The following is a 25,612-nucleotide window of genomic DNA, read 5'->3' as shown; positions in this document are numbered from 1 at the left end:
AGGGGTGAAAATGCCTGAGGAAGCAAAGTGGTATGTCGTCCACACCTATTCGGGGTACGAAAACAAGGTCGCGTCAAACCTCGAAAAAACCGTGGAAAACCGCAACCTGCACGATCTGATTCCGGAGATCAAGGTGCCGACGGAAACTGTCACCGAGATTAAGGACAACAAGAAGCGTGAAGTGGAGCGGAAAATTTTCCCCGGATATGTACTGGTGAAAATGATCCTGACCGACGAATCCTGGTATGTGGTGCGCAACATCCGCGGCTGCACAGGCTTTGTCGGCCCGTCCTCCAAGCCGATCCCGCTGACCGACGAGGAAGTGGCCAAGCTCGGCGTGGAGACCAAGCAGGTGGAGGTTTCCTACAGTGTGGGAGACAGCGTCCACATCACCGGCGGCCCGCTTGAGGGCTTTGTCGGAACCGTCACGGAGATCGACTCCGAAAAGAACCGTGTGCGCGTGACCGTGTCGATGTTCGGCAGGGAAACCCCCGTCGAGCTCGAGCTGGATCAGGCCGAACCGGTCGAATGAATTTACTGTTCGCATAATATCGCGGGAAACCCGCTGTATTAGAGAGAGGGGCCTTGTCCCCTTGTGGGAGGAACGGGTACAATCCTTACGCGGCCCGCTCCGCCAGCTACCACGAATTTTGGAGGTGCAGAAAAATGGCTCAGAAGGTAACGGGCTTTATCAAGCTTCAGATACCTGCAGGAAAAGCTACCCCGGCGCCCCCTGTTGGACCGGCACTCGGCCAGCACGGCGTCAACATCATGGCGTTCACGAAGGAATTCAACGAGCGCACGAAGAACGACGCGGGACTTATCATCCCCGTGGTGATTACCGTCTACGCGGATCGTTCCTTCACGTTCATCACCAAGACCCCTCCGGCTGCTGTCCTGATCAAGAAGGCATGCGGCATTGAGAGCGGCTCCGGTGCGCCGAACAAGACGAAGGTTGCTAAGATTACCCGTGAGCAGGTCAAGAAAATTGCCGAACAGAAGATGCCCGACCTCAACGCCGCGACCATCGAGTCCGCGATGAGCATGATCGCCGGCACGGCGCGCAGCATGGGCATCGAAGTCGTAGATTGATCACCCGGGTGGGAGGAACACCAAATCCGATTTACCACTTATAGGGAGGAAAACCAATGAAACACGGTAAGAAATATGTCGATGGCGCAAAGCTCATCGACCGCAGCAAGCTGTACGATGTGGATGAGGCCCTCGACCTGTGCGTCAAGACCGGCACCGCCAAGTTTGACGAGACGGTTGAGGTGCATGTGAAGCTGGGCGTCGACAGCCGCCACGCTGACCAGCAGGTCCGCGGCGCTATCGTCCTGCCCAACGGCACCGGCAAAACGGTGCGCGTCCTCGCGATCTGCAAGGGCGACGCCGCGAAGGACGCCGAGGCCGCAGGCGCTGAGTTTGTCGGCGCGGAGGACATGATCCAGAAGATCCAGAACGAAAACTGGATGGATTTCGACGTCCTCATCACCACCCCGGACATGATGGGCCTGGTTGGCCGTCTCGGTAAGGTCCTCGGTCCCCGCGGCCTGATGCCGAACCCGAAGGCCGGCACCGTGACCCGCGAGATCGGCAAGGCGATTGCCGACGCGAAGGCCGGTAAGATCGAGTACCGTCTCGACAAGACCAACATCATCCACTGCGTCATCGGCAAGGTTTCCTTCGGCACCGAGAAGCTGCAGGAGAACTTCGACGCTCTGCTCGGCGCTATCGTGAAAGCGAAGCCCGCCGCCAGCAAGGGCCAGTATATCCGTTCCTGCGTCGTCGCCTCCACCATGGGCCCCGGCGTGCGCATCAACCCCAGCAAGGTCGGCTGATTTTCGTCCGATCCCCTTGACAGGCGCATCTGCCTGTGATATAATAATCAAGCTGTTTTATTCAGAGACAGCAGGCGCAGTATGCGTAATCGGGTTTTCCCAGCCTGCCGAGGATAGAGCGACGAGAATCATTGCTTTGGTTTCTTACGCCCTTCCCGCGGTATGTGGGAAGGGCTTTTTTGATTGCGTCATCCCAAAATCCGATGGGATTGATTCCTGTATGTGGAGGTGAAACGAATTGCCTAGCGAGAAAATTCTGGAACAGAAAAAGCAGCAGGTAGCCGAGCTGTCCGCCGCTTTGAAGGAGTCCTGCACCGGCGTGATTGTCAACTACAAGGGCATCAACGTCGCGGACGACACCAAGCTGCGTAAGCAGCTCCGCGAAGCCGGCAGCACCTATAAGGTTGTCAAGAACACGATGCTCAAGCGCGCGCTTGAGGATGCGGGTATCATGGGCCTCGACCATGTCCTGGAGGGCACCACCGCCATCGCGTACAATAAGGAGGACTATGTCGCCAGCGCGAAGATCCTCTCCGAGTATGCGGAGAAGAACAAGAACTTCGAGCTCAAGGCAGGCTTTGTCGACGGTAACGTCCTCGACGCCAACGGCGTCAAGGAGCTGGCAGAGCTCCCGCCGAAGGAGGTCCTCGTGGCCAAGGCTCTGGGCGGCTTGAACGCTCCGATTACCGGCTTTGTCACCGTGCTCAACGGCACGCTCAAGGGCCTGGTGGTCGCGCTCAACGCCATCGCAGAGAAGCAGGGCGCGCAGGCATAAGCCTTACGCAGCCCGCACAAAAGTATCATACTTTATAAAATTTAAAATAACGGAGGTTTCCAGCCATGTCTGATAAGGTTGTTAAGCTGATTGAAGATGTTAAGTCCCTGACCGTTCTCGAGCTCTCCGAGCTCGTAAAGGCTCTCGAGGAAGAGTTCGGCGTTTCCGCCGCTGCTCCGGTTGCTGTTGCTGCTGCTCCGACCGCTGCTACTGCTCCGGCTGCTGAGGAGAAGACCGAGTTCGACGTGATCCTGAAGTCCGGCGGCGCCAACAAGATTCAGGTCATCAAGGTTGTCCGTGAGCTGACCGGCCTGGGCCTGAAGGAAGCCAAGGCTGTTGTTGACGAGGCTCCGAAGCCGGTCAAGGAAGGCGTTTCCAAGGACGACGCCGAGGCTATGAAGGCGAAGCTGACCGAGGCTGGCGCTGAGGTTGAGCTGAAGTAAGTTCACCCCCCATTTTTTCAAAAAAGCCCGAAAAATCCGCTGTTCCGCAAGGGACAGCGGATTTTTTTGTTTCACGAAAACCCCCGGCTGTGCCGGGGAGTTCAAAAAGAGCTTTAGCGTTCCATAGGAAAGAAAAACTCCTTTTGATACAATAAAGATGCGGTCTGCCAACTGCACTAAAGTATCAAAAGGAGGACAAAAGGCATGAAGCCTAATGACAACAATAGTTTAGCACATACGACATGGAACTGCAAATATCATATAGTATTTGCGCCAAAGTATCGGAGGAAAATCTTTTACAAAGAAAACAGGGTGGAAATAGGGAAAATACTGAGAGAATTATGCAACTGGAAACAGGTGAAAATAGTAGAGGCAGAAGTGTGTCCCGACCATATTCATATGCTGGTAGAGATACCACCGAAGATGAGTGTTTCAAGTTTCGTAGGTTTTCTCAAGGGAAAGAGTAGTCTGATCATATTTGAGAGGCATTCTAATTTGAAATACAAATACGGAAACAGGCAGTTTTGGTGCCGCGGATACTACGTCGACACAGCAGGTAAGAATGCAAAAAAGATTGCGGAGTATATCCAGAACCAGCTCAAAGAAGATCAGATTGAAGACCAGATGACAATTAAAGAATACATAGACCCGTTTACGGGTAGCAAGGAATAATCTTTTTGCAGGTGGCAGACCGTACCAACGCCTTTAGGCGTGGCCAGTATCTTAGGGCTTTGCCCGCATCTGAAGAACCACCAGCTCTGCTGGTGGGTTCCTATTTGTTTTTTGTATGGATGGCTTCAGCGGGTTTCACAGCGGGCACGGAAGGAGGGATCGTATTTGGCGAGAACCTCCTGACTCCGGGTATAGACATACTGTACGCTTTTCTGTCCCCGCACGCGTTCCCCCGCGTTTCGGTAATTGTGAAAATCGAGAAACAGGGCGGTCAGCAGGGCGGCGAGCTCTCCGAAATCGTCCAGGCTGCAAAGGGTGTAAGCATCCAGATTGTCGTACACGACCGGATCCTTTTCTATTTGGGCGATCTGTACGCTGCCCTCGTAAACGGGATATTTCATCCCCTCCTTGCCCAGACCAATTTCATAAATATGAAATACACGATCGTACAGATGAAGCTCTGTGTAGGAAATCGAGGAAAAAAGCGTGCCCTCGCGCAGTTTGGCGATGCGGCCGATGGGCGGGCCGCCCGCCTCGGTGATGTCGCAGGGAGCCGTTTGCCAGGTGTGGTTTCCGACCTTCCTTTTGACGGATTCCCTCAGGTTCGGCGCAATCCGAAGCCACGGCTGGTTCTGCCGGAACAATTCGATCCCGGGAGCGGTGGGCGAAAATGGGGATCGGGCGGTGCACAGGGGCTGTCCGCCGCGCTCCAGAGCGTAATCGGCGCTGCCGCCGGATGCTGTCTGCCTAAGAATTGCGATCATGCGTTCTACCTCTCTTTGCTTTTATAAACCAAGCTTCCTGCCGGAAGGCCCTTTCCGGTTTCAGGCTTTTTCCAGACGGTATTCGCTAGGAGTGATGCCGTACTGCTTCTTAAACAGACGGATAAAGCCGCGAACATCATGAAATCCCACCTGCTCTCCAACCGAGTGAATGGGCAGGGAAGTGGTTTCCAGAAGCGCGATTGCCTTTTTCAGGCGAAGTGCGGAAATATATTGCGTCATAGTTTGACCACAGTGCTGCTTGAACAGACGGGAAAGATATTTGACATTGAGAGACAGGGCTTGCGCGATATCTCCAACGGCGATTTCCCGATCGTAATTTTCCTCGATATACCGGCAGGCCGCGTATACATAGTGGCTTCCGGATTCACTTCTGGCGATGACGGAAAGTGTTTCCTGCGAGATTGTTTCCAGAAGATTTTTCATTCCCAATAGAATTTCCTCTTCATTGCGGGCATTTCCAAGGCTCTGCGCCTGCTCATACAGTTTTTCCCACAATGTGGAGTCTGCTGATAAAAAGGATTGATTGAAGATCATGCTTACAATAATATAAATTTTTGATTTCAGCTTGTACCATTCTGTACCGCCTTCTGTATATTCCTTGTCCAGCAGTTGTTTTACATAATTCTCCAGAACATCCAGCCGATCCATACGGATGGCGGAGATCATATGTGTCATCTCCAGAGGAGAAATGAGGATATCGGGCTCCGGCTCTGAGGTATCTGCAAAAAAATGATGCGTATCCATCAGAATATGACGATAGATGAGATTTGCCTTGGCGCGTTGGTAGCCGGCAGGAATTTGCTCCAGCCCGCATACAGGGCAGACGACGGATACAAATACCTTTTCATACAAAAGCTTTGGCAGGCTGCTCCGCATGGTTTCAAGCCTGTGAAGAAATGCTTTTCTGATATCCTGCGGTGAGAGCTCAGCGGGATAGACGGATACCACGCCGATGCTTTCAAAATCCATATCCACCGCGCGGGAAAAGATCTCCTGTTCACTTGTCTGGGTGAAAATATTTTTGAGCATGGCCCGCAGCAGTACTCTTTCGCGGTTTTCCAGTGCTCCTTCCATCAGGTGAATGCACGCAACCAGAAAGGTGCCGTTTTGTACTTGAGCCAATGAGGATGACAGGGAAAAAATTTCACTTTTTTCTGTAAAGATTCCCTGAAGCAGAAAATTAATCCCTTTTTCCTCCATCCAGCGGTGGGTTTCCAAAAGCTGCTCTTCATAGGTTTTTCTGTCGTCAATCAAACGATTAAAGCTTTTTTGCAGGGAATCCGCCGTAAAACTTTGTGAGTCCTCGCTCTGGCAGTAAAAGTCCACCAGACGGAATAGGATAGGGCCGAAAAAGTTGCGGAAGGAACGAAAGCTCCACAGAAAGATGGTACATACAATGGCAATTCCCAAAACAAGCAGGACGCATTGCTGTAAAAAGGATCGGATGAATTTTTCGAGAAAAAGAGAGCGGGGATACGAAATTTGCAGGGACAGGTAGTAAGAGTTGAGCATTCCGGTTTCGGTGTAGGCATAGCCGGCTGATTCCCCCAGAAGAATAGGAGGAGCCTCGGCCTGCCGGCTGATCAAGGAAAAAGAATATCCCTCCTGAAGAAACTTGGAAAGCTGATTTTCCAGATGGCTGTTTTTCAGATTGAAGCACAGGTATCCATATGTATTGGCAGAATATTTGGAGGAATATCCTGTTGCAAGCGTGATGACCCGGTTATTGTTGTTGGTTCTCTGCACGACGGCGGGCATGGGAGAGGTCTTCAGGCTTTGCAGGAAAGCGCCGTCCGTATAGTCTTTGACGTCGACCTTTCCAACCCCAGTGGCAAACACAAACTCCGCCTGCTCCTGGTACAGATTGATGGAGGAGACACCGAGAGACGAAAGCTGCGCCTGAATATCTTCACAGCGTTCCAGCGTAAGGCGGTAATCATAGGGATCCACGGTCAGAGGGGAATGCATCACACCGCTTACCGTTGGCTCCAGTTCAAGTGTGTAACCGGCATAGGCCATGGCATTGAAAGTGTTGTTAAAGGATGTCAGGCAATAGGACAAATTTTCTTTGAGATCTTTTTGCATCTGCTCTTTGGCATGGCGGTAGGAAACCATTCCCAGCAGGATGACGAGAAGGGTGCATGCCACAATGATTTTCCAGATGTATCGGGGGAAAATCCTGCGGGAATTTTTAACCATAACACATTGCCTCCCAAGTGGAAAAAGAATGGCGGAACCAAAGATTTGCAATAATACATGAAATTTTTGAATTTGTATGTATTATTTTATAGCAAAAAGATAACCCGGTCAACCCTGCCCACCCAAGGGAGAAAAAGTGTAAAAAAACAGCATTGCAAAATAGTGACCTGAGAGAAGAAGTTTTTTGCAAATTTATAGGTGAAAAGTTACTTTTTTGAAATTGTGCCGTGCATTATGCAAAAAATCACGCTTTTGAATTTACATTTTATAGGCAATTCGATATATTATGTGCAAGACACAGCGACAAGGAGGTACAGCCTATGAATGCTATCCATGGCAGGACAATTTCAGTCCCAAAGCCACAGAAACAAAGCGGCTGGAAGCGGTTCCGCAAAAATTTCCGGGTGCATAAATATTACTATCTGTTAATGCTGCCGGGTATTATCGCTCTTCTGGTGTTTCGGTATGTGCCCATGGCAGGAATTGTGATAGCCTTTAAAAATTTCAGGATTGCAGATGGAATATTCGGCAGTGAGTGGGTTGGCCTGAAATGGTTTGAAATGCTCTTTTCCAATGCGGAATTTACCAATGTGCTGTTCAACACCATTTATATATCCATTTTGAAAATTGTTTTCAGTTTCCCCGCTCCCATTCTTCTGGCATTGATGATCAACGAAGTGGGACATCTGAAATACAAAAAGGTGGTGCAGACCACAGTATATCTGCCGCACTTTATTTCCTGGGTTGTGGTGGGCGGCATCATGATGACGATCCTCTCTCCCTCTGTGGGAGTGCTCTCGCTGTTCGGAGCGGCAAAAAATCCGCTTTTGGAACCGGCAAATTTCCGGTGGCTGGTTGTCATTTCGGATATTTGGAAGGAGGCTGGCTGGGGAACCGTCGTATATCTGGCGGCCATTACCAGCATCAGCCCGGATCTATACGAAGCAGCCACTGTGGACGGGGCCACAAGATTCCAGAAAATATGGAATATTACCCTTCCGGCTATTTCGGGAACCATCGCCATTATGCTGATTCTTCGCACGGGTTCCATTTTGAGCGCGGGATTTGATCAGATGTATGTGCTGCAAACCCCTGCCACAATGGATGTCGGTGATGTGCTCGATACCTTTGTGTACCGGTATGGTCTTGCGCAGGGGCGTTTCTCCTACGCGGCGGCGGCGGGGCTTTTCCAGTCGGTTGTGGGCCTGATTCTGGTGAGTATTTCCAACTTTGTCACCGCAAAGATGGGACAGGATGGCATCTGGTAACGATCAGGACACCGAGACAGAAAGGAGAGTTTCCGTTATGAAGGTAAAAAAAGGAGTGGGAGAAAGGCTGTTTGAAATGGTGAACGCGTTTATTCTCGCTGTTCTCAGCCTGGTTATGCTGTATCCCTTCTGGCATGAACTGTGCCTGTCCTTCAGCTCCGCCACAGAAGCGACGCGGGGAGGCGTATTTCTTCTTCCGCGGGAGTTTACCATGCAGGCGTATCAGCTGGTCACAAAAAACGCTTTTATCTGGACATCTTACGCAAACAGCATCTATACAGCGGTACTCACGACCGGGATCGGAGTGCTGCTGACCGCAATGCTGGCCTATGGGCTTTCCAAAAAGCAGGTAGCGGGACATCGTTTTCTTTCCTTTGCCGTTGTATTCTGCATGATCTTCAACGGGGGCCTGATCCCCACTTATCTGACGGTCAAAGGCCTGAACCTGATTGATAACCTGTGGGCTCTGATTCTTATGGCGATTGTCACACCATATAACACGATCATCGTGAAAAATTTCTTTTCCGCCATGCCCTCCGAACTGGAGGAAGCCGCTTTTATCGACGGCGCGGGGCCGCTGCGGATTTTCTTTCAGATCATCATGCCGCTGTCCAAGGCGGTTCTGGCGACGGTGGGGCTTTGGATTGCCGTGGCCTCCTGGAACAATTTCATGGGTCCGCTGATTTACATGAACAGCCGGGAAAATTTCACCCTCCCGCTTTACATCCGCCAGGTGATTGATGGGCAAATGCTGGCCCGCACCACCGGTGAGGGCGCGCAGTCCGCCGTGGAGTCCGTCATCGGCGCGACAATTATCATTTCTGTTGCTCCTATTCTGTGTGTTTATCCGTTCCTGCAAAAATATTTTGTCAAAGGCGTTATGATTGGTTCGGTAAAGGGATGACGATGCGATCGTACCCTTTTCAGCGATAGGTCCGGAAGGAGAACTTTTGCTTCCGGGGAAAACAGTAAGGAGGTACCTTATGAAAAAGTATTGGAAGAGAATTCTTGCCTGTATGCTGGCGGCGGGGATGGCCGCTTCCCTCGGCGCTTCGTGCAGCTCTCCGTCCACGGCCTCCGGTACGGACGGCAGCAGCACGCCTGACGCGGCTCCGGCAGAGAAAGAGAGCTATCACTTCACCATTTACCGCAGCGGCGCCTGGCCGACTTACCCCGCCGATGGAGGAGAAGGCTACCAGATCATGAAGGACGCGATGAAGGCGTACGGCCTGCCCAATATTGACTGGGAGGTTGTGGCGATCGGCGGCACAGAGTATTATGATAAGCTCAATGTGCTCGCGGCCAGCGATTCCATGCCGGATGCCATGAATGTGGATATGGTTACGCTGACAAGCTTTGCCGACCAGGGGTTGATCATCCCGCTTGAGGACAAGCTGGATCAGCTTCCCGCCATTAAGGACCTCATGCGTCCCGCGGAGGTGGATGCCGTGACCTATAACGGGCATCTGTATGCGTTCCCTGTCGGCTATCTGGAAGGTGCAATCAACGGGCCCAATACCAACGGGCTGATTATCCGTCAGGATTGGCTCGATAAGGTGGGCAAGGATGTCCCCACCACAATTGATGAAATGTATGAGGTCATGAAAGCCTTCAAGGAGCAGGATCCTGACGGCAACGGACAGGACGACACGTTTGGATATCTGGGCGTGGACAGCACCGTGTTTGACGTGATCTTCGGCGCGTACGGCATCCAGCCGCAGTTCTGGATGGAGACTCCCGACGGCCTGCGTATGGGCAGCACGCTGGAGGGGACGAAGGACGCTCTTGCCACCCTTCAGAAATGGTATGCGGAAGGGCTGATCGATCCGGATATCTTCACAACGGATGCCAGTCTCAAGGATCAGAAATTTGCCAATTCAAAGGGCGGCATTTATGAGGGCTCCGGCTTCACCGGTTCCTCCGTGCAGCCGGAAACCGCGGCTCTGCTTGCCGCAACCCCCACAGCGAAGGTGGCCCCCATTGGTTCAATCAAGGGCCCCAATGGTGATTTCGGTGCACAGGAATCGGCTCCCGGTTATGGCAATATCCGCGCCATCTCCTCCTCCTGTGAGGATGTGGATGTTCTGATCCAGCTGCTTAACTGGTCGGTTGACGACAGCGAAAACGGAGGATTTTATCTGTGCTCCATCGGCGTGGAGGGAGAGGACTTCACGCTGAGTGAGGACGGCTCGAAGATTATTCAGACCAGCACGTATGATGAAATTTACGCAAAGGGCCTGGGAAATCCCGTAAGATTCCTTCAGGTTGTGGATCGCAGATGGGTGGAGGACGATGCGGTTAAGTGCTTTGAAGCTTTCCAGGACAGCTACCGGGAAAATAAATATTGGGGCACGACGCCGGCCATGCTTGACTACCCGGACACCTGCACCAAGCTTTTCCAGGAATATCTGGCAAAAATCGTGATGGGAAGCCTGCCGGTTGACGCGTGGGAGGACTATGTGGATGAGTTCTACTCCATGGGCGGCGACCAGATTGAAAAAGAGGTAAACGAAGCTTATCAGGCTCTTCAATAAAACACAAGGATAGCTTTGCGTCAAAACGCACGGCCCGGAATTTCGTCCGGGCCGTGCATAATATGTAAAGGCAGTGCCGCGGCGATCCGGAAAAATGCGGGCTGCATAACGGGGAGGAAGCATGTCATGATGAAAAACAGGCCAAACGTGGTATTTCTTTTTTCCGATCAGCAGAGGTATGACACAGTAAGCTGCTACCATCAGCCCCTGGGGGAGCGGTTTCACCTGACACCAAATCTGGATCAGCTGGCTGCGGAGGGGACGCTCTTTGAGAACGCCATGACCTGCCAGCCGGTGTGCGGCCCGGCACGCGCCTGCATCCAGACGGGAAAATATCCTTCGGTGATTGGGTGCGAGGTCAACGACCGCATGCTGCCGCTCACCGAAAAGGGAATTGCCCATTATTTCAACGAAGCAGGCTATGAGACTGCCTATGTGGGAAAATGGCATCTGGCTTCCCACCATTCCTTTGCCAAGCGGGAGGACAGCGTGGACTACAAAACCACCGCTGTTCCGGAAGAATACCGGGGCGGATATAAGGATTTCTGGGTTGCCGCGGATGTACTGGAGTTTACTTCGCATGGATACGGCGGATATCTGTTCGACAAGGATGGGAGAAAACGGGAATTTGAGCATTACCGTGCGGACGCGACGACGGATTTTGCGCTTGAGTATCTGCGCCGGGAAAAGAAAGCGCCGTTTTTCCTTTTTGTCTCTTACATAGAGCCGCATCATCAGAACGACCGCAGCTGCTTTGAAGGCCCCGAGGGCAGCAAAGAGAAATTCCGTGATTTTCCCGTTCCCGGCGATTTGGAGGGAACCGGAGGAGATTGGCGTGAACAGATGCCGGATTATCTCGGCCAGTGCAGCAGTCTGGATGAAAACGTCGGCAGGATTGTCGCAGAACTCAAAAGGCAGGGGATTTATGACGATACAGTCATTCTCTACACGGCGGACCACGGCTGCCATTTTTGTACGCGCAATGGAGAATATAAGCGTTCCTGCCATGACGACAGCCTGCATGTCCCCTTTATCGCCAAGGGAGGCGTTTTCGACGGCGGCCACCGTGTTTCCGAGCTGACAAGCCTGATCGACATTGCCCCCACACTGCTGCAAGCAGCCGGGATCGACGTGCCAAAACAGATGCGGGGCGTCCCCATGCAGCAGCTGCTGGTGCATCCGGGCAAGCCGATACATCCGGAAGTGTTTGTGCAGATCAGCGAGAGCTGCGTGGGCCGCGCTCTGAGAACGCCGGAATGGACTTACTGCGTGGAGGCTCCTGCCGGGACGGATCCTCTGCTTCCCAGCTTTCCGGTTTATGAGGAAAAATACCTGTACTCTCTGAGCCGCGATCCGTTCCAGCGGGAAAATCTCGTGGATTCTCCTGCGTTTTCCGCCGTCCGGGATCGCCTGCGTGAAATTCTTTTGCGCTGTATCAGGGAGGAGGAAGGAGAAACACCTGAAATCCGGCACAGCTAAAGCCTGAAAAAAGCCGCCGGCCACGCGCAGAAAGCGTGATCGGCGGCTTTGGTGTTTCCAGATTCATGCCTCGTCCGCGAGCGTGCCGCGGAACAGGATGTCCGAGCGCACGTAGCTGATTTCCTGCGCCACGCCGGGATGCTCCAGCAGAAACAGGATTTTGCTGGCCAGCCGCGCTCCCAGCGTTTTGGGGCGCACATCCACCGTGGTGATGCGTTTGGCCACGTTGAGATATTCGGCGTTGTTGTCGAAGCCGGTCAGTACGATGCGCCCCTCGGGATCGCTGCCGTGCTCCTCAAAATAGCGCTGGATAAAGTGGGCGATGTAATCGCTGACACAGACAAAGCCGTCCGGCAGGGAGGGAAGGTTTTCGAGAAACTGGCTGATTTCCTCATAGTGTGTGCGCAGTCCCAGCGATCCGGTGAGACACAGGGAGGGATCCGGGGTCAGGCCGCGCTGGGTAAAGGCTTCAAGAAAGCCCTGGTAACGGTCGGTGTTGGTCTGTGCATAGCCGACGTCTCCCAGAAATCCCAGCCGGGCATAGCCTCTGTCGAGCAGGCGGCCGGTGATTTCGCGGATCGGGCCGCGCCCCTCGATCAGCAGAAGATCGCCGTCCAGCTTTCCGAACGGCAGGGAGGGGATGGTGTCCAGATAGACCTTCGGCATCGGAAGATCGGCCAGAAGCTGTAAAATGGGCGGGGAATACACGTTGAGCACTACAACCCCTTCCACAGAGCCGTCATACAGGCTGGAGGGAAGGGAGTAGCCTTCCTTCCAGGAAGTGGGTAAATACGTATACATCAAGTTAACACCCAGGGAGGAGAGATCCTTGGCCATCTGATGGATGATCTTCATCCAAAACAGCGAGGATTCCGGGCGGCAGACCGCCACGGCCACACTGCGCCGGTGGACCGTCTCGGGTACAAAGGAGGTGGTGGATTCGGGCGGCAGATAACCGAGCTCCCGTGCTTTTTCCCAGATCTGGTGGCGCAGAAGATCCGAGACGCCGGGGCGGTTGTTCAATACTTTCCATACGGAAACGCGGGATGTGGACAAAGCGTCTGCAATATCCTGCATGGTTGGTTTGCACATGGGTGTCGGCCTCCGTCCAATTGGTTTCATCTTGCTCTTTTTCCTTCTTTTTGAGAGGGGGAAAAGGAGCATTTTTATTATACCTCCTGGGGAGAAAAAAGGCAATATATTTGTTAACACATGTTAACATTTGTCATTTTGCGTTTTTTGCTCGATAGAAAGGGATTTGAGCAATTGAACTAGAATTTTTCAATAGTAAAAAATATTTTTACACGATAGGTAACAGAACTAAAAAATGCTTTGGTTTTGCAGTTGACAAATTGTGCAAATAGTGTTAATGTTAGGTTAACAAATAAAAACAACTGTCGGTTTCGTTTTGTTAACTCGTATTAAATTCATTTAACATCAAAAGCCGCACAGGTTGTTGAAAGGAGCGCGCTTATGAATAAGGAGAAGCCCGCAAGCCCCCATCAGCCGAAGCGCAAGAGATGGTCCCGAGACGACACAGAGCTGACTCTGCTCGGCCTGCCCGCCACCATATGGTTCGTGGTATTCTGCTATCTGCCGATGTTCGGCCTGATTATCGCGTTCAAGAGTTTTAAACTGTCCCCCGGCCAGGGATTTCTGTACAGCCTGTTCCACAGCGACTGGGCCGGCTTTGACAACTTCAAATTCTTCCTGACAAGCAACACCTTTGGTTTGCTGCTGCGCAACACCATTTTGTACAATCTGGTGTTCATCATCATCAACCTGGTGATTCCCGTCACGCTGGCCATTATCATCAACCAGCTGTATTCCAGGTTCGCCTCCAAGTGCTACCAGACCATGATGTTCCTGCCCTACTTCATGTCGTGGGTCGTGGTCAGCTACTTTGTCTATGCGTTCCTCAATCCCGACAAGGGCCTGGCGAACAGCATCATCATGGGCCTGGGCGGCGAAAAGGTGATGTGGTATTCCGCTCCCCAGTACTGGCCCTTCATTCTGGTGTTCATGTCCACCTGGAAATCCATGGGCTACAACATGGTCGTGTATCTGGCGAGCATCACCGGCATCGACGGAAGCCTCTACGAAGCCGCGATTCTCGACGGCGCCACCAAGTGGCAGCAGGCCAAATACATCACCCTGCCCTCCATCAAGCCGATGATCATCATCATGTTCATCCTCAACATCGGCAAGATTTTCTATTCCGATTTCGGCCTGTTCTGGCAGGTAACGCAGAGAGTGCCCGCTTCTCTGTACAATACCGTCAGCACCTTCGACACCTTCATTTTCCAGTCCCTGCAAAGCCAGATCAGCATCGGCCAGACGGCTGCTGCCGGCCTGTTCCAGGCAGTCTGCTGCTGTGTGACCATCCTGATCACGAACTTCATCGTTTCGAAGGTTGACGAAGACAGCGCCATCATCTGAGAGGAGAGGAGGAACAAAAATGAGTAATGCCGAAAAACGCAGAGCCCGCAAGGAGAGTCAGGACAGCGGCGCGGCCATCCTGCATCTGAACCGGATTAAGCCCGCGACCAATGCGATTTTCAACGTCCTTTTTGTCATTCTCTCTTTCATCTGCATCTTCCCGGTCTTTTATGTCATCATGATCTCGGTCAGCTCCGAGGAATCCATCCGTCTCAACGGCTACGCCCTGTGGCCGGAGACCTTCTCGAGCAGCGCCTACATGTTCCTCTGGAACGAGCGCGGCACCATTTTCCAGGCTCTTCTGGTCTCCATTGCCGTCACGGTGATCGGCACGGTGCTCGGCGTGCTGCTGACCACCAGCATGGGTTATGTGCTGTCCCGTCCGCAGTACCGTCTGCGCGGCTTCTTCAACTGGGTTGTTTTTATCCCGATGATTTTCAACGGCGGTATGGTCGCCAACTATGTGGTTATGGTGAACATGCTGCATCTGAACGACACCATCTGGAGTTTGATCCTGCCGCTGGCGGTGTCGAGCTTCAATGTCATCATCTGCAAAACCTTCTTCCGCACCACGATTCCCGATTCGATCATCGAGTCGGCCAAGATTGACGGCGCGACCCAGCTGACCATTTTTGGCCGCATCGTGATTCCGATTTCCAAGCCTGTGTTCGCTACCATCGGCCTGTTTTTGACCTTCGGCTACTGGAACGACTGGTTCCAGTCCAGCTTGTACATCAACCGATCGGATCTGGTCAGCCTGCAGGCCCTGCTCAACAACATGATGAAGAATCTGGACTACATCGCCAACAACCCCTCCGCCGGCCTGAGCCTGCAGCAGTACCGCAACTCCATGCCGTCCGAGTCGGTTCGTATGGCTATCGCGGTGGTCATCGTGGTGCCCATTGCCTGTGCATATCCCTTCTTCCAGAAGTACTTCATCTCCGGTCTGACGATCGGCGCGGTCAAGGGCTGATGCCCGGCCGCTGTTTCCTTTGGTTTCCCAAGGTTTTCCTGTTCAAACTATATTTTATAGAAAAAGGAGAAACATCATGAAAAAGCTCAACAAGATTCTTGCAATGAGTATGGCAGCGCTCATGGCAACGAGCGTGGCCGCCTGTAATCAGGCTCCCGCCAGCTCCGGCGCCGCCTCCACGGGCGGAGACACCGCTTCCACGGGCGGAGACACCGCTTCCACGGGCGATACTGCTTCCACGGGCGGCGACGCCGCTTCCGGCGAGGTGGTCACACTGAAGTGGGTCAGCGTCGGCAACGGCCAGCCGAGCAACTATGACGCATGGCTTGAGCAGATCAATCCCTATCTGGAGGAGAAGATCGGCGTCAACCTCGACATGCAGATCGTTTCCTGGGGCGACTGGGACAACCGCCGCAGCGTGATTGTCAACACCGCCGGTGAGTATGACATCCTGTTCACCAACATGAACACCTATGTCAACGACATCACCATCGGTGCGTTTAAGGATATCACCGAGCTGGTTCAGACCACCACCCCGGATCTGTATGCTTCCATCCCCGAGGATTACTGGGAGGCCTGCTATGTGGGCGGCAAGCTGTATGCCGTTCCGTCCTACAAGGATTCCTCCATCAGTGAGTATCTGGTGTGGGACAAGGAGCTGGCGGAATCCACCGGCTTCACCATCCCCGAGTCCATCGAGATGAAGGATCTGGGCACTCTCACCGAGACCCTGACCGCCATGAAGGACAGCAAGGGCGAGGCTTCCTTCCCGCTGAACCAGAACGGCGCGACCTGGGTTGCTTTCGAGTATGATAACCTGGGCACCGGCCTGCTGCCGATCGGCGTCCGCTATGACGACAAGGAAGCCAAGGTTGTTTCCGTGCTGGAGCAGGAGGACATCCAGGCTTCCCTCGACACCTTCCATGAGTGGTATCAGGCCGGCATCATCAACTCCGATGCTGCCACAAAGCCTGAGGAGAACAACTACAAGCCGTGCAGCGTAGCACAGGGCTGGTCCGGCGCCGCCGTCACCAACTGGGGCCCGAACATGGGCGTTGAGGCTGCTGTCACGAAGCTTGGCCCGACGATCGTTTCCAACGACACCGTGCGTGGCTCCATGAGCTGCATTTCCGCCAACTGCGCGAACCCGGAGAAGGCTCTCCAGCTGCTGGAACTGGTCAACACCGACAGCTATGTCCGTGACCTGCTGTACTACGGCGTGCAGGGCGACGACTGGGATTACACCGACGACACCAAGGAGTGGGTCCACAGAAACAACGTCAACTGGACCATGGCTGGCTACACCCAGGGCAGCTTCTTCGCCGTCACCCCGACCGACGACTTCGATTTCAACCAGTACGACGAGGTTAAGGAGCTCAACGAGAACGCTTCTCCGTCCGTGCTGCTGGGCTTCAGCCTTGACACCACCAACTTCAAGGATCAGCTGACGAACTGCGTCGCTGTCTACGAGCGCTACAAGGGCGAGCTGCTCACCGGCACCCGTGCCACCGATGAGATCGTTCCTCAGATTATGTCCGAGATGCGCGCCGCCGGTTTCGACGAGATCGTCGCGCAGTGCCAGGAGCAGGTCGACGCTTTCCTGGCCAGCAATGCCGGATAAGGAAAACTGTCTGAGCATTCCGATTCATTTTCTGTAACAGAAAGGCCGCCGCTGAGAGCGGGCAGGAGAAAACACAAGCCAGCGGGTTTCCTTGATCCGCGTTTTCACCGGCCCGCCCAGCGGCGGCCTTTTTCACCAATTTCCCATCCACGGGGGTTTCACTATGAAGCAGCACGCCATCCGCACGGTGTATGCCGTGCACCATTCCCATACCGATATCGGCTACACCGATTTGCAGGAGCATGTCATCGACCTGCAAACCGACTACATCCGCAGCGCCCTGCGCCTGATGCAGGAACCGGAAAACGCACAGTTCCGCTGGAACTGTGAAACGCTGTACTGCGTGGAGCAGTTTTTTGAAAGCGCCGCGCCCGAGGAGCAGCGCCTGTTCCTGGAGCTGGCCGCACAGGGGCGGATCGGCCTTTCAGCCAATTATCTCAACTTCACGGATCTGCTTGACTGCGGGATCTATTCCCGCCGCCTGAGCACCTGGAGGGAGCGCTTTGCCGATTCCGGCATCACGCTTCGCACCGCCATGTGCGCCGATATCAACGGCCTGTCCATGGGCCAGCGCGACGCGATGATTGACAACGGAATTGAATTTTTATACACTAATATTCACTGTCATCACGGAATGTATCCGCTGTGGCAGAACCAGAACGCCTATTTCTGGGAGAACGCGGACGGCCGCCGTCTGCTGGTTTGGAACGGCGAGCATTATAACCTGGGAAATGTACTGGGCCTGCGTCCCAACCATACCGTCAATTTCATGATGCTCGACCGCCTCGGCGGCGATCCGCAGCCGCAGGACGACGTGGAAGCGCTGGCAAAGAATCTGGATGATTACCTGACCGAGTGCGAGGAAAACGGCTATCCCTACGATTTCATCCCCGCGTCGGTGTCCGGAGTGTTCAGCGACAACGCTCCGCCGGAGCCGCTGATCCTGCGCACGATCGAGGGCTTCAACCAGCGGTATGGGGATAAGGTGCGGGTGCGCATGGTCAGCCTGCAGGAGCTGTACGGCGAGATTGTCCCAAAGCTGAAGGACGCGCCGGTTTACCGGGGCGATCTCAACGACTGGTGGGCCTATGGCGTCGGCTCCACCCCGTATGCCGTCAAGCACTATCTCGGCGCGCGCCGCAGCTATGAGCTGGCCCGCCGCCTGGATCCGGAGCTGGACGGGAAGGACGGTGCTCTGGTGCGGGACACGGAGGACAGCCTGCTGCTCTACGCCGAGCACACCTGGGGCCATTCGGCCAGCATCACGAATCCGTATGAGTCGATGGTGCTTGACCTCGACATGCGCAAGAACGGCTACGCCAGCCGCGCGCATGAGGGCGCGGCGCGGATGCTCGGACGGATCGCGAGGGAGCAGGGCGATATCCTGCGCTATTACGCGACCGAGGGCCGCATCCGTGTGCAGAACCCGACCGCGCTTTCCGGCCCGATGGCCGTGGAGTTTTACATCGAGACGCTGCCCGCGGGATTGCCCGCCGCCGTTATCCGCGCGGAGGACGGCCGGGAGCTGCCGTGCCAGGTCAGCCCGCACCCGCGCGGCCGCCGTATCACCTTTGTGGACGATTTCGCGCCGGGCGAGTGGAAATCGTATACGTATCACAGGGCCGAAGCCCCCGCGCAGCGCCTGAACACCCGCCGGTGCTACGTTGGCGCGGAGTGCGTGCGCGACGTCGTGAACGATTACGACCCGGTTTCCTACCGCTTGCCCTACGGCTTTGAAAACCACTTTTTCCGTATCGGATACGAAGTCGGGCGCGGCCTGTGCAGTTTGTATGACAAGCGTGCCGGGCGCGAGCTGATGATGCGGGGCGGCGTGCCGTTCTTCACGCCCGTTTACGAGCGCACGCGGGTGCGCGCCGAGGGACCCTGCCCGGCGGAGCAGGAGCGCCGCCTGCTGGGGCGCAACGTCCGCGGACAGCACGCGGAGCAATTCCCCGCCGTGCTCGAGGAAGTGATCTGCGAAGAGCGCGGCCCCGTGTTCACCACGCTGCGCCTGCGCGGCTCCATGGAAGGAAGCGTCCACTGCGATGTGGTGCTCAAGCTGTATGAGGAGCTGCCCCGCATCGATCTGCGCGTGGAGCTGGGCAAGACGCTGTCCACCGACATTGAGAGCGTCTATGTGCCGGTGACACTGGAGCTTCCCGGCCACGAGCTGTGGCTGCGCAAGGGCGGCCGCGAGGCCATGCGCCCCGGTGTGGATCAGCTGCCCGGCGGCGGCATGGAGTACAGCATGAGCGACGACGGCCTGGCCTGGCTGGGCGAGGGCGGCGGTGTGCTGCTGGCTTCGCATGACGTCCCGCTGTTCTATTTCGGCGAGCTTACCCACCACCCGATCCGTCTGTGCGAAAACCGCCCGGAGGATAATCACCGTTCGGTATGGAGCTGGCTGATGAACAACATCTGGGAAACCAATTTCAAGCTGGATCTGTCCGGCTTTACCGAGTACCGCTATACCCTGTGGCTGACGGATGAAACCGACCCTGAGCGCGCGATGGACGCTCTGCATGAGCGCATGTTTGAGCCCGTCGTGCGGATCGTGGAAGACTGACCACTCCTGAGACCCAAAGGAGGTTCTTTATGGCAAAGATTATCGGAAACGCATTACCCAACATCCCCTGGCAGGATCCGCCTGAGACCCTGCGCACCCCGCTGTGGCGCTTTGACGGCAACCCCATCATCGGCCGCGACGGCAACAAGCGCTCCAACAGCGTGTTCAACAGCGCGGTGGTCCCCTACAAGGACGGCTTTGCGGGTGTGTTCCGCTGCGACAGCCTGTCCATCAGTATGGATCTGTTCGCCGGATTCAGCAAGGACGGCATCCACTGGACCATCGACGACGAGCCGATCCACATCGTGGGCGACGACCCGGAGATCACGAAGCGCGAATACCGCTATGACGCGCGCGTCTGCCTGATGGAGGGCAAATACTACGTCAGCTGGTGCAACGGCTACCACGGCCCGACGATCGGTCTGGCCTGGACGGAGGATTTCAAGACCTTCCATCAGCTGGAGAACGCTTTCCTCCCGTATAACCGCAACGGCGTCCTGTTCCCGCGCAAGATCCAGGGACGCTATATGATGATGAGCCGTCCGAGCGATACGGGCCACACCCCGTTCGGCGATATCTTTGTCAGCCAGAGTGAGGATCTTGTCTACTGGGGACGCCACCGCTACATGATGGGCGCCGTCCCGGGCGATACCTCCGCGTGGCAGAGCCTGAAAATCGGCCCCGGCCCCAGCCCGATCGAGACGGACGAGGGCTGGCTGCTCATTTACCACGGCGTCATCAACACCTGCAACGGCTATGTGTACCGCATGGGCGCGGCCCTGCTGGATCTCGGCGAGCCGTGGAAGGTCAAGGCCAGAGGAAAGGATTATATCCTCGCCCCGCAGATGCTGTATGAGTGTGTGGGCGACGTGCCGAACGTGACCTTCCCCTGCGCGGCGCTGACGGACGCGCCGACCGGCCGCATCGCCGTTTACTACGGCTGCGCCGACACCGTCACCGGCCTGGCGTTTACCACCGTGGACCGCGTCCTCGATTACATCAAGGCTAACTCGTTCTGAACCGGATTTCGGAGAAAGGAATCAGCATATGGAGACCATGAGCTTTCTTGATAAACGCATCAACGGGATCTGCACGGAGCTGCAAAAGCTCTCCGTCAAGCAGAAATTCCCGACCGACAGCTGGGTGTATAAGCCGGGCAACTTCCTTCGCCCGGAGGACGCGGAAGCCGATGCCGCCCCGTTTGAGCCGTTCGACTGCCGCACCATGCACTGGTACGGCCCGGACAAGCACTACTGGTTCCGCGCCGACGTGACCGTTCCGCCCGAGCTGGACGGCAAGCCGCTGTGGATGCACGTCTGCACACAGATCGACGAGTGGGACGACGCGAAAAACCCGCAGTTCCTGCTGTTCGTCAACGGCGTGGTGACGCAGGGCATCGACATGAACCACCGCGACGTGCTGCTGGATCGCTGCGCGAAGGCGGGCATGCAGTACCGTCTGGAGATGCAGGCCTACACGGGCATCCTGCATACGGAGTTTAACCTCATCGTGGATCTGCGCGAGGTGGATCCGGCGATCACAGCGCTGTATTACGACATGGTCGTGCCGCTTCAGGCGTTCCCGCGATTGGATCCGGACAGCAAGGCCCGGCATGATCTCGAGCGCGTGCTCAACGAGGCTGTGAACCTGCTGGATCTGCGCACCCCGTATAACGACAGCTTCTGTGCCAGCGTGGACGAGGCCCGCCGTTATCTCGACAAGGCGCTGTATACGGATCTTGCCGGGAACGACGAGGTGATCGCCAGCTGCATCGGCCACACGCACATTGATGTGGCGTGGTGGTGGACCGTGGCCCAGACACGCGAGAAGGTCTGCCGCAGCTTTGCGACGGTCCTCAAGCTGATGGACGAATATCCGAACTATAAGTTCATGTCGAGCCAGCCGCAGCTGTATTTCTTCCTCAAGGAGCGCTATCCGGAGCTGTATGAGCAGGTGAAGAAGCGCGTCGCCGAGGGCCGCTGGGAGCCCGAGGGCGGCATGTGGGTGGAAGCCGACTGCAACCTGACGAGCGGCGAGAGCCTGGTGCGCCAGTTCCTCTACGGCAAGCGCTTTTTCAAGGAGGAGTTTGATCTCGACAACCGCATCCTGTGGCTGCCCGACGTGTTCGGCTACTCCGGCGCGCTGCCGCAGATCATGAAGAAGTGCGGCATCGACTATTTCATGACGACGAAGCTGGCGTGGAACCAGTTTGACAAAATGCCTTATGACACTTTCCGCTGGCGCGGCATTGACGGCACGGAGATCCTCACCCATCTCGTCACGACGCTGGGCGTCGGCCAGGATGAGAAGGACTTCTTCACCACCTACAACGGCATGCTGCATCCCGACGCCATCATCGGCGGCTGGCACCGCTACCAGCAGAAGGACATCAACAACGACATTCTGATCTCCTACGGCTACGGAGACGGCGGCGGCGGACCGACCCGCGCCATGCTGGAAACCTCCCTGCGCATGGAGAAGGGGATCGAGGGCCTGCCGAAGGTGCGCCAGGCATTCTCCCGCACGTTCTTCGACGAGCTCAATGAGCGCGTGAGCGGCAACCGCCGCCTGCCCACCTGGGAGGGTGAGCTGTACTTTGAGTACCACCGCGGCACCCTGACCTCCATGGCGCGCAACAAGCGCTCCAACCGCAAGGCGGAGCTGCACATGATGGATCTCGAGCTGCTCAGCGTGCTGGCCGCGAAGGAAGTGCCGTATCCCGCCGAGGCGATTGACCGCCTGTGGCACGGCATCCTCCTGAACCAGTTCCACGACATCCTGCCCGGCTCCTCCATCCATGAGGTGTACGAGGTCACCAAGCGCGAGTATGAGCAGATGGAGGAAGAGATCGGCAAGCTGCGCGACGAGCGCCTGGCCGCTCTGACTCCGGCGGGCGAGGGAATCACCGTGTTCAACACCACCGGCTTTGCGCGCAATGACGTGGTGGAGCTGGGCAAGTGCACCGCCGCCGCCCTGTCCGACGGCGAGGGCCATGTGTACCCGGTGCAGCAGACGGAAAACGGCGCGGTTGTCTATGTAGAGAGCCTGCCCGCCAAGGGACGCAGGACGTTTGCCCCTGCCGCCGCTCCCGCTGCCGCCGAACGCTTTGTGCTGGGCGCGGACGGCCATACGCTGGAAACGCCGTTCTACGCGGTGCGCTTTGATGAGAACGGCCAGATTGCCGGCCTGTTCGACAAGGAGAACCGCCGCGAGGTGCTCCAGGCCGGCAAGACCGGAAACCTCCTGCGCGTGTTTGAGGATAAGCCCATCTACTATGACAACTGGGATATTGATATCTACTACACGGAAAAGTTCTGGGATGTGACGGATCTTAAGGAATTCCGCTGGACGGAGACCGGCCCCGTGCGTGCGACGCTGCACATCGAGCGCGCGTTCAGCAACTCCACAATCGCCCAGGATATCCATTTCTATGCCGATACCCGCCGCATCGACTTTGTGACCACGGTGGACTGGCACGAGCACCAGCATCTGCTCAAGGTGCAGTTCCCGATCAATGTTCACACCGACGAAGCAACCTTCGAGATTCAGTACGGCAACCTCACCCGCAAGACCCACACCAACACCAGCTGGGACAAGGCGCGGTTTGAGAGCTGCGGCCAGAAGTGGGCCGACCTGTCCGAAGGCCATTACGGCGTGAGCCTGCTCAACGACTGCAAGTATGGCCATTCCGTGAAGGACAGCTGCATTTCGCTGACGCTCATCAAGTCCGGCATTGAGCCGAACCCGACGACCGATCAGGAGACGCATCACTTCACCTATGCGATCTATCCCCACGCCGAGACCTGGCGCGCGGCAGGCACGGTGCGTGAAGCGTACTTCCTCAACCAGCCCGCGCTGGCTGTGGCGGGCGGCGTCCCGGGCGACAGCTTCTCTCTGGCCTTCTGCGATGCGCCCAACGTGGTGGTGGAGACCGTCAAGCAGGCCGATGACGGCGACGGCGTGATCGTGCGTATGTATGAGAGCGAGAATGCCCTGACCGAGACGGTGCTGCACTGGGGACTCCCGTTTGCTTCCGCCGAGAGCTGCGACTGCCTGGAGCAGCCGGACGGCGAGCCCGTCGCGGTGGAGGACGGCAGCGTGCGCTTCACCATCAAGCCCTATGAGATCAAGACGCTGCGCATCCGCTGATTGGCGTGCGCGCTCCCAAATAACAAGCCGCAAGGCAGCGAGGAATTTTTTATGGCTATGAATTTTCTGCCGCAGCCCAAACGGGTGGAGTCCCGTTCCGAGGGCTTGACCCTGACCCCTCATACCCGCGTCGTCCTGTGTGCCGGGACGGCGCCGGAAGCCCTTCTCTACGCCCAGATGCTGCGCGACGCTGTCCGTGACCACGCGGGGCTTTGCCCCGCGCTTGGGCGCGGTGAACCGGCAAAGGGGGATTTTGCCCTTTGCCTGGATCCCGCGCAGTCCGCGGGCCATTACACGATCACCGTTTCGCCCGAGGGTGTGACGGTGGCCGCCGGAGACGACGAAGCTTTGTGCAACGGCGTGCAGACGCTGATCCAGCTCCTCGAGCGCAGCGGCGCTGTGCTGCCGGGCCTGTTCGTCGAGGACTGGCCGGATCTGCAAAACCGCGGGTACTATCTGGACTGCTCGCGCGGGCGTGTGCCGAAGCTGGACTATCTCAAGCGCATGGCGGATCTGCTGTGCCGCTACAAGATCAACCAGTGGCAGCTGTACATTGAGCACACCTACCTGTTCCGCGATCTGTCCGAGGCATGGCGCGACGACACGCCGCTGACCGCCGACGACATTCTGGAGCTGGACGATTACTGCGCCGCGCGCCACATTGAGCTGGTGCCGTCGCTGTCCACCTTCGGGCATATGTATAAGATCCTGTCCACCAAGACATGCTGCGACCTGTGCGAGCTTCCGGATTCCGAGAAGATTCCGTTCAGCTTCACCTATGCCGGGGCGCACCACACGCTGAACGTTTCCAACCCGGACGTGCTGTCCTTCATCAAGAAGCTGATCGATGAGTACCGTCCGCTGTTCCGCTCGAAGAAGTTCAACATCTGCGCGGACGAAACCTTCGACCTCGGCAAGGGCCGCAGCAAGGCGCTCGCGGATGAGCTGGGCGAGAAGGAGCTGTATGTCCGCCATGTCAAGGCGCTGTGCGAGTATCTCGTGGAGCAGGGCTGCACGCCGATGTTCTGGGGCGACATTATGTGGCGCTTCCCGCAGAGCTGTGCCGAGCTGCCCCCGGAGACAATCTGCCTGAACTGGGGCTATCTGCCGAACCAGCGCGAGAACGAGATCCGCGATATTGCCGCGAGCGGTATCACACAGTACGCCTGCCCGGGTGTGTGCGGCTGGAACCGCTGGGTGCCGCTGTACCGCAATGCCTATAGCAACAACCGCGTCATGTGCGGCCACGCTCACAAGTACCATGCCGTCGGCATCCTCAACACCGACTGGGGCGACTATTCCCATGTCAACGACCCGCGCCTGACCATTCCCGGCGTGCTGTATGGCGCGGCCTTCGCGTGGAACGCGGAGCCGGCCGGGATGGAGGAGCTGGACGAAGCGATTTCCCGCGTCTATTACGGCGATCCCTCGGGCCGCCTGATGGGTGCGCTCACCGACATGTCCGATCATGAGATCTTCGACTGGCAGCATGCCGTCAACTGGATCGAGGGCGACGACGCGCGCCGCGCCGAGCTGCTCGCGGAGCTGGACATGACGCAGGCGCCAAAGGCCAATGAGGACGTGGCCGCCGCTCTCGCGCGGATTCTGGTCTGCTCCGCCGGTCTGCCCGCCGGAAAGAAGGAGATCATCAGTCTGGCATCCGTCACGGCGGAGAGCGTCACGCTGTGGAACGAGATCGGCCTGTGGCTGACCGGCCCGCGCAGCGCCGATCCCGCGCTCGCGGCCCGTCTCGAACACTGGTACGCGCTGTATCAGGCACAGTGGAGACAGGTAAGCCGGGAAAGCGGACTGCCGAAGCTGACGGCACTGATCGTGCGCTATGCCGACCTGCTGCGCGGCCGGTAACG

General features: G+C 56.4%; 20 protein-coding genes and 1 other annotated feature. Of the genes, 17 read left to right on the top strand and 3 right to left on the bottom strand.

The features are described 5' to 3' along the window. Positions 1 to 10: 10 nt before the first annotated feature. From nusG to tnpA, 6 genes are all read left to right on the top strand, one after another. Entirely contained in the window at positions 11 to 532 is a 522-nt protein-coding gene (gene nusG, locus B5F35_RS01490) for a transcription termination/antitermination protein NusG (RefSeq protein WP_087237372.1), read from the top strand. A 134-nt stretch (positions 533 to 666) separates the two neighbouring features. Continuing rightward, positions 667 to 1,092: a 50S ribosomal protein L11 gene (gene rplK / locus B5F35_RS01485; RefSeq protein ID WP_087237370.1), complete on the top strand. Its 426-nt coding sequence runs from the start codon at positions 667 to 669 to the stop codon at positions 1,090 to 1,092. 56 nt (positions 1,093 to 1,148) lie between these two features. Continuing rightward, on the top strand, positions 1,149 to 1,841 hold the full coding sequence (gene rplA, locus B5F35_RS01480) for a 50S ribosomal protein L1 (protein WP_087237368.1): 693 nt from the start codon (positions 1,149 to 1,151) through the stop codon (positions 1,839 to 1,841). 43 nt (positions 1,842 to 1,884) lie between these two features. Further along, positions 1,885 to 2,031: a sequence feature (ribosomal protein L10 leader region), on the top strand. A gap of 48 nt (positions 2,032 to 2,079) precedes the next feature. Beyond that, complete coding sequence (gene rplJ, locus B5F35_RS01475; RefSeq protein WP_087237366.1) at positions 2,080 to 2,616, top strand: 50S ribosomal protein L10; 537 nt, start codon at positions 2,080 to 2,082, stop codon at positions 2,614 to 2,616. Between the two features lie 65 nt (positions 2,617 to 2,681). Then, the gene (rplL, locus tag B5F35_RS01470; protein ID WP_087237364.1) at positions 2,682 to 3,059 is read left to right on the top strand and encodes a 50S ribosomal protein L7/L12; all 378 of its coding nucleotides are present in this window, start codon (positions 2,682 to 2,684) and stop codon (positions 3,057 to 3,059) included. Between the two features lie 204 nt (positions 3,060 to 3,263). After that, positions 3,264 to 3,731 carry an IS200/IS605 family transposase gene (gene tnpA, locus B5F35_RS01465; RefSeq protein ID WP_087237362.1) on the top strand — a complete coding sequence of 156 codons (468 nt, stop codon included), beginning with the start codon at positions 3,264 to 3,266 and terminating at the stop codon, positions 3,729 to 3,731. Between the two features lie 125 nt (positions 3,732 to 3,856). Here the strand turns inward: tnpA and B5F35_RS01460 are convergent, their stop codons facing one another. Next, complete coding sequence (locus B5F35_RS01460) at positions 3,857 to 4,495, bottom strand: hypothetical protein (protein ID WP_087237360.1); 639 nt, start codon at positions 4,493 to 4,495, stop codon at positions 3,857 to 3,859. 60 nt (positions 4,496 to 4,555) lie between these two features. Further along, positions 4,556 to 6,715 (bottom strand): AraC family transcriptional regulator, encoded by a 2,160-nt coding sequence (locus B5F35_RS01455; RefSeq protein ID WP_087237359.1) that lies wholly within the window; start codon positions 6,713 to 6,715, stop codon positions 4,556 to 4,558. A 320-nt stretch (positions 6,716 to 7,035) separates the two neighbouring features. Between B5F35_RS01455 and B5F35_RS01450 the strand changes: the two genes are divergently transcribed. The 4 genes from B5F35_RS01450 (at position 7,036) to B5F35_RS01435 (ending at position 11,996) form a co-directional block, all read left to right on the top strand. Beyond that, on the top strand, positions 7,036 to 7,983 hold the full coding sequence (locus B5F35_RS01450) for an ABC transporter permease (protein ID WP_087237357.1): 948 nt from the start codon (positions 7,036 to 7,038) through the stop codon (positions 7,981 to 7,983). A gap of 37 nt (positions 7,984 to 8,020) precedes the next feature. Then, positions 8,021 to 8,887 carry a carbohydrate ABC transporter permease gene (locus tag B5F35_RS01445; RefSeq protein ID WP_162611290.1) on the top strand — a complete coding sequence of 289 codons (867 nt, stop codon included), beginning with the start codon at positions 8,021 to 8,023 and terminating at the stop codon, positions 8,885 to 8,887. Positions 8,888 to 8,966: 79 nt separating this feature from the next. Beyond that, a complete protein-coding gene (locus B5F35_RS01440; protein WP_087237353.1) occupies positions 8,967 to 10,517 on the top strand; it encodes an extracellular solute-binding protein in 1,551 nt (516 codons plus the stop codon). A gap of 126 nt (positions 10,518 to 10,643) precedes the next feature. Beyond that, positions 10,644 to 11,996, top strand: a complete 1,353-nt coding sequence (locus B5F35_RS01435; protein ID WP_242969356.1) for a sulfatase family protein — start codon at positions 10,644 to 10,646, stop codon at positions 11,994 to 11,996. 63 nt (positions 11,997 to 12,059) lie between these two features. On the opposite strand, the gene B5F35_RS01430 is transcribed toward B5F35_RS01435, so the two are convergent. Continuing rightward, entirely contained in the window at positions 12,060 to 13,088 is a 1,029-nt protein-coding gene (locus tag B5F35_RS01430; protein WP_162611289.1) for a LacI family DNA-binding transcriptional regulator, read from the bottom strand. 381 nt (positions 13,089 to 13,469) lie between these two features. On the opposite strand from B5F35_RS01430, the gene B5F35_RS01425 reads away from it, so the two are divergent. The 7 genes from B5F35_RS01425 (at position 13,470) to B5F35_RS01395 (ending at position 25,610) form a co-directional block, all read left to right on the top strand. Continuing rightward, positions 13,470 to 14,435, top strand: a complete 966-nt coding sequence (locus B5F35_RS01425; protein WP_087237347.1) for an ABC transporter permease — start codon at positions 13,470 to 13,472, stop codon at positions 14,433 to 14,435. 19 nt (positions 14,436 to 14,454) lie between these two features. Further along, on the top strand, positions 14,455 to 15,408 hold the full coding sequence (locus tag B5F35_RS01420; protein ID WP_087237345.1) for a carbohydrate ABC transporter permease: 954 nt from the start codon (positions 14,455 to 14,457) through the stop codon (positions 15,406 to 15,408). A 76-nt stretch (positions 15,409 to 15,484) separates the two neighbouring features. Continuing rightward, complete coding sequence (locus B5F35_RS01415) at positions 15,485 to 17,029, top strand: ABC transporter substrate-binding protein (RefSeq protein WP_087237343.1); 1,545 nt, start codon at positions 15,485 to 15,487, stop codon at positions 17,027 to 17,029. 163 nt (positions 17,030 to 17,192) lie between these two features. After that, complete coding sequence (locus B5F35_RS01410; protein ID WP_140401118.1) at positions 17,193 to 19,595, top strand: glycoside hydrolase family 38 N-terminal domain-containing protein; 2,403 nt, start codon at positions 17,193 to 17,195, stop codon at positions 19,593 to 19,595. Positions 19,596 to 19,624: 29 nt separating this feature from the next. Beyond that, entirely contained in the window at positions 19,625 to 20,614 is a 990-nt protein-coding gene (locus B5F35_RS01405; RefSeq protein WP_087237339.1) for a glycoside hydrolase family 130 protein, read from the top strand. Between the two features lie 28 nt (positions 20,615 to 20,642). After that, positions 20,643 to 23,744 (top strand): alpha-mannosidase, encoded by a 3,102-nt coding sequence (locus tag B5F35_RS01400; RefSeq protein ID WP_442856411.1) that lies wholly within the window; start codon positions 20,643 to 20,645, stop codon positions 23,742 to 23,744. A 51-nt stretch (positions 23,745 to 23,795) separates the two neighbouring features. Next, complete coding sequence (locus B5F35_RS01395; RefSeq protein WP_140401117.1) at positions 23,796 to 25,610, top strand: beta-N-acetylhexosaminidase; 1,815 nt, start codon at positions 23,796 to 23,798, stop codon at positions 25,608 to 25,610. Positions 25,611 to 25,612 lie beyond the last annotated feature (2 nt).

The organism is Anaeromassilibacillus sp. An200, assembly GCF_002160025.1.
Classification (GTDB): Bacteria; Bacillota; Clostridia; order Oscillospirales; family Acutalibacteraceae; genus Caccousia; species Caccousia stercoris.
This window is presented reverse-complemented; position numbering and strand designations above follow the sequence as displayed.

Bases quoted from the DNA above. Each gene is read 5' to 3' on its own strand.
- nusG (WP_087237372.1), top strand. From the start codon at position 11: ATGCCTGAGGAAGCAAAGTGGTATGTCGTCCACACCTATTCGGGGTAC.
- rplK (WP_087237370.1), top strand. From the start codon at position 667: ATGGCTCAGAAGGTAACGGGCTTTATCAAGCTTCAGATACCTGCAGGA.
- rplA (WP_087237368.1), top strand. From the start codon at position 1,149: ATGAAACACGGTAAGAAATATGTCGATGGCGCAAAGCTCATCGACCGC.
- rplL (WP_087237364.1), top strand. From the start codon at position 2,682: ATGTCTGATAAGGTTGTTAAGCTGATTGAAGATGTTAAGTCCCTGACC.
- tnpA (WP_087237362.1), top strand. From the start codon at position 3,264: ATGAAGCCTAATGACAACAATAGTTTAGCACATACGACATGGAACTGC.
- B5F35_RS01460 (WP_087237360.1), bottom strand. From the start codon at position 4,495: ATGATCGCAATTCTTAGGCAGACAGCATCCGGCGGCAGCGCCGATTAC.
- B5F35_RS01455 (WP_087237359.1), bottom strand. From the start codon at position 6,715: ATGGTTAAAAATTCCCGCAGGATTTTCCCCCGATACATCTGGAAAATC.
- B5F35_RS01450 (WP_087237357.1), top strand. From the start codon at position 7,036: ATGAATGCTATCCATGGCAGGACAATTTCAGTCCCAAAGCCACAGAAA.
- B5F35_RS01445 (WP_162611290.1), top strand. From the start codon at position 8,021: ATGAAGGTAAAAAAAGGAGTGGGAGAAAGGCTGTTTGAAATGGTGAAC.
- B5F35_RS01440 (WP_087237353.1), top strand. From the start codon at position 8,967: ATGAAAAAGTATTGGAAGAGAATTCTTGCCTGTATGCTGGCGGCGGGG.
- B5F35_RS01435 (WP_242969356.1), top strand. From the start codon at position 10,644: ATGATGAAAAACAGGCCAAACGTGGTATTTCTTTTTTCCGATCAGCAG.
- B5F35_RS01430 (WP_162611289.1), bottom strand. From the start codon at position 13,088: ATGTGCAAACCAACCATGCAGGATATTGCAGACGCTTTGTCCACATCC.
- B5F35_RS01425 (WP_087237347.1), top strand. From the start codon at position 13,470: ATGAATAAGGAGAAGCCCGCAAGCCCCCATCAGCCGAAGCGCAAGAGA.
- B5F35_RS01420 (WP_087237345.1), top strand. From the start codon at position 14,455: ATGAGTAATGCCGAAAAACGCAGAGCCCGCAAGGAGAGTCAGGACAGC.
- B5F35_RS01415 (WP_087237343.1), top strand. From the start codon at position 15,485: ATGAAAAAGCTCAACAAGATTCTTGCAATGAGTATGGCAGCGCTCATG.
- B5F35_RS01410 (WP_140401118.1), top strand. From the start codon at position 17,193: ATGAAGCAGCACGCCATCCGCACGGTGTATGCCGTGCACCATTCCCAT.
- B5F35_RS01405 (WP_087237339.1), top strand. From the start codon at position 19,625: ATGGCAAAGATTATCGGAAACGCATTACCCAACATCCCCTGGCAGGAT.
- B5F35_RS01400 (WP_442856411.1), top strand. From the start codon at position 20,643: ATGGAGACCATGAGCTTTCTTGATAAACGCATCAACGGGATCTGCACG.
- B5F35_RS01395 (WP_140401117.1), top strand. From the start codon at position 23,796: ATGGCTATGAATTTTCTGCCGCAGCCCAAACGGGTGGAGTCCCGTTCC.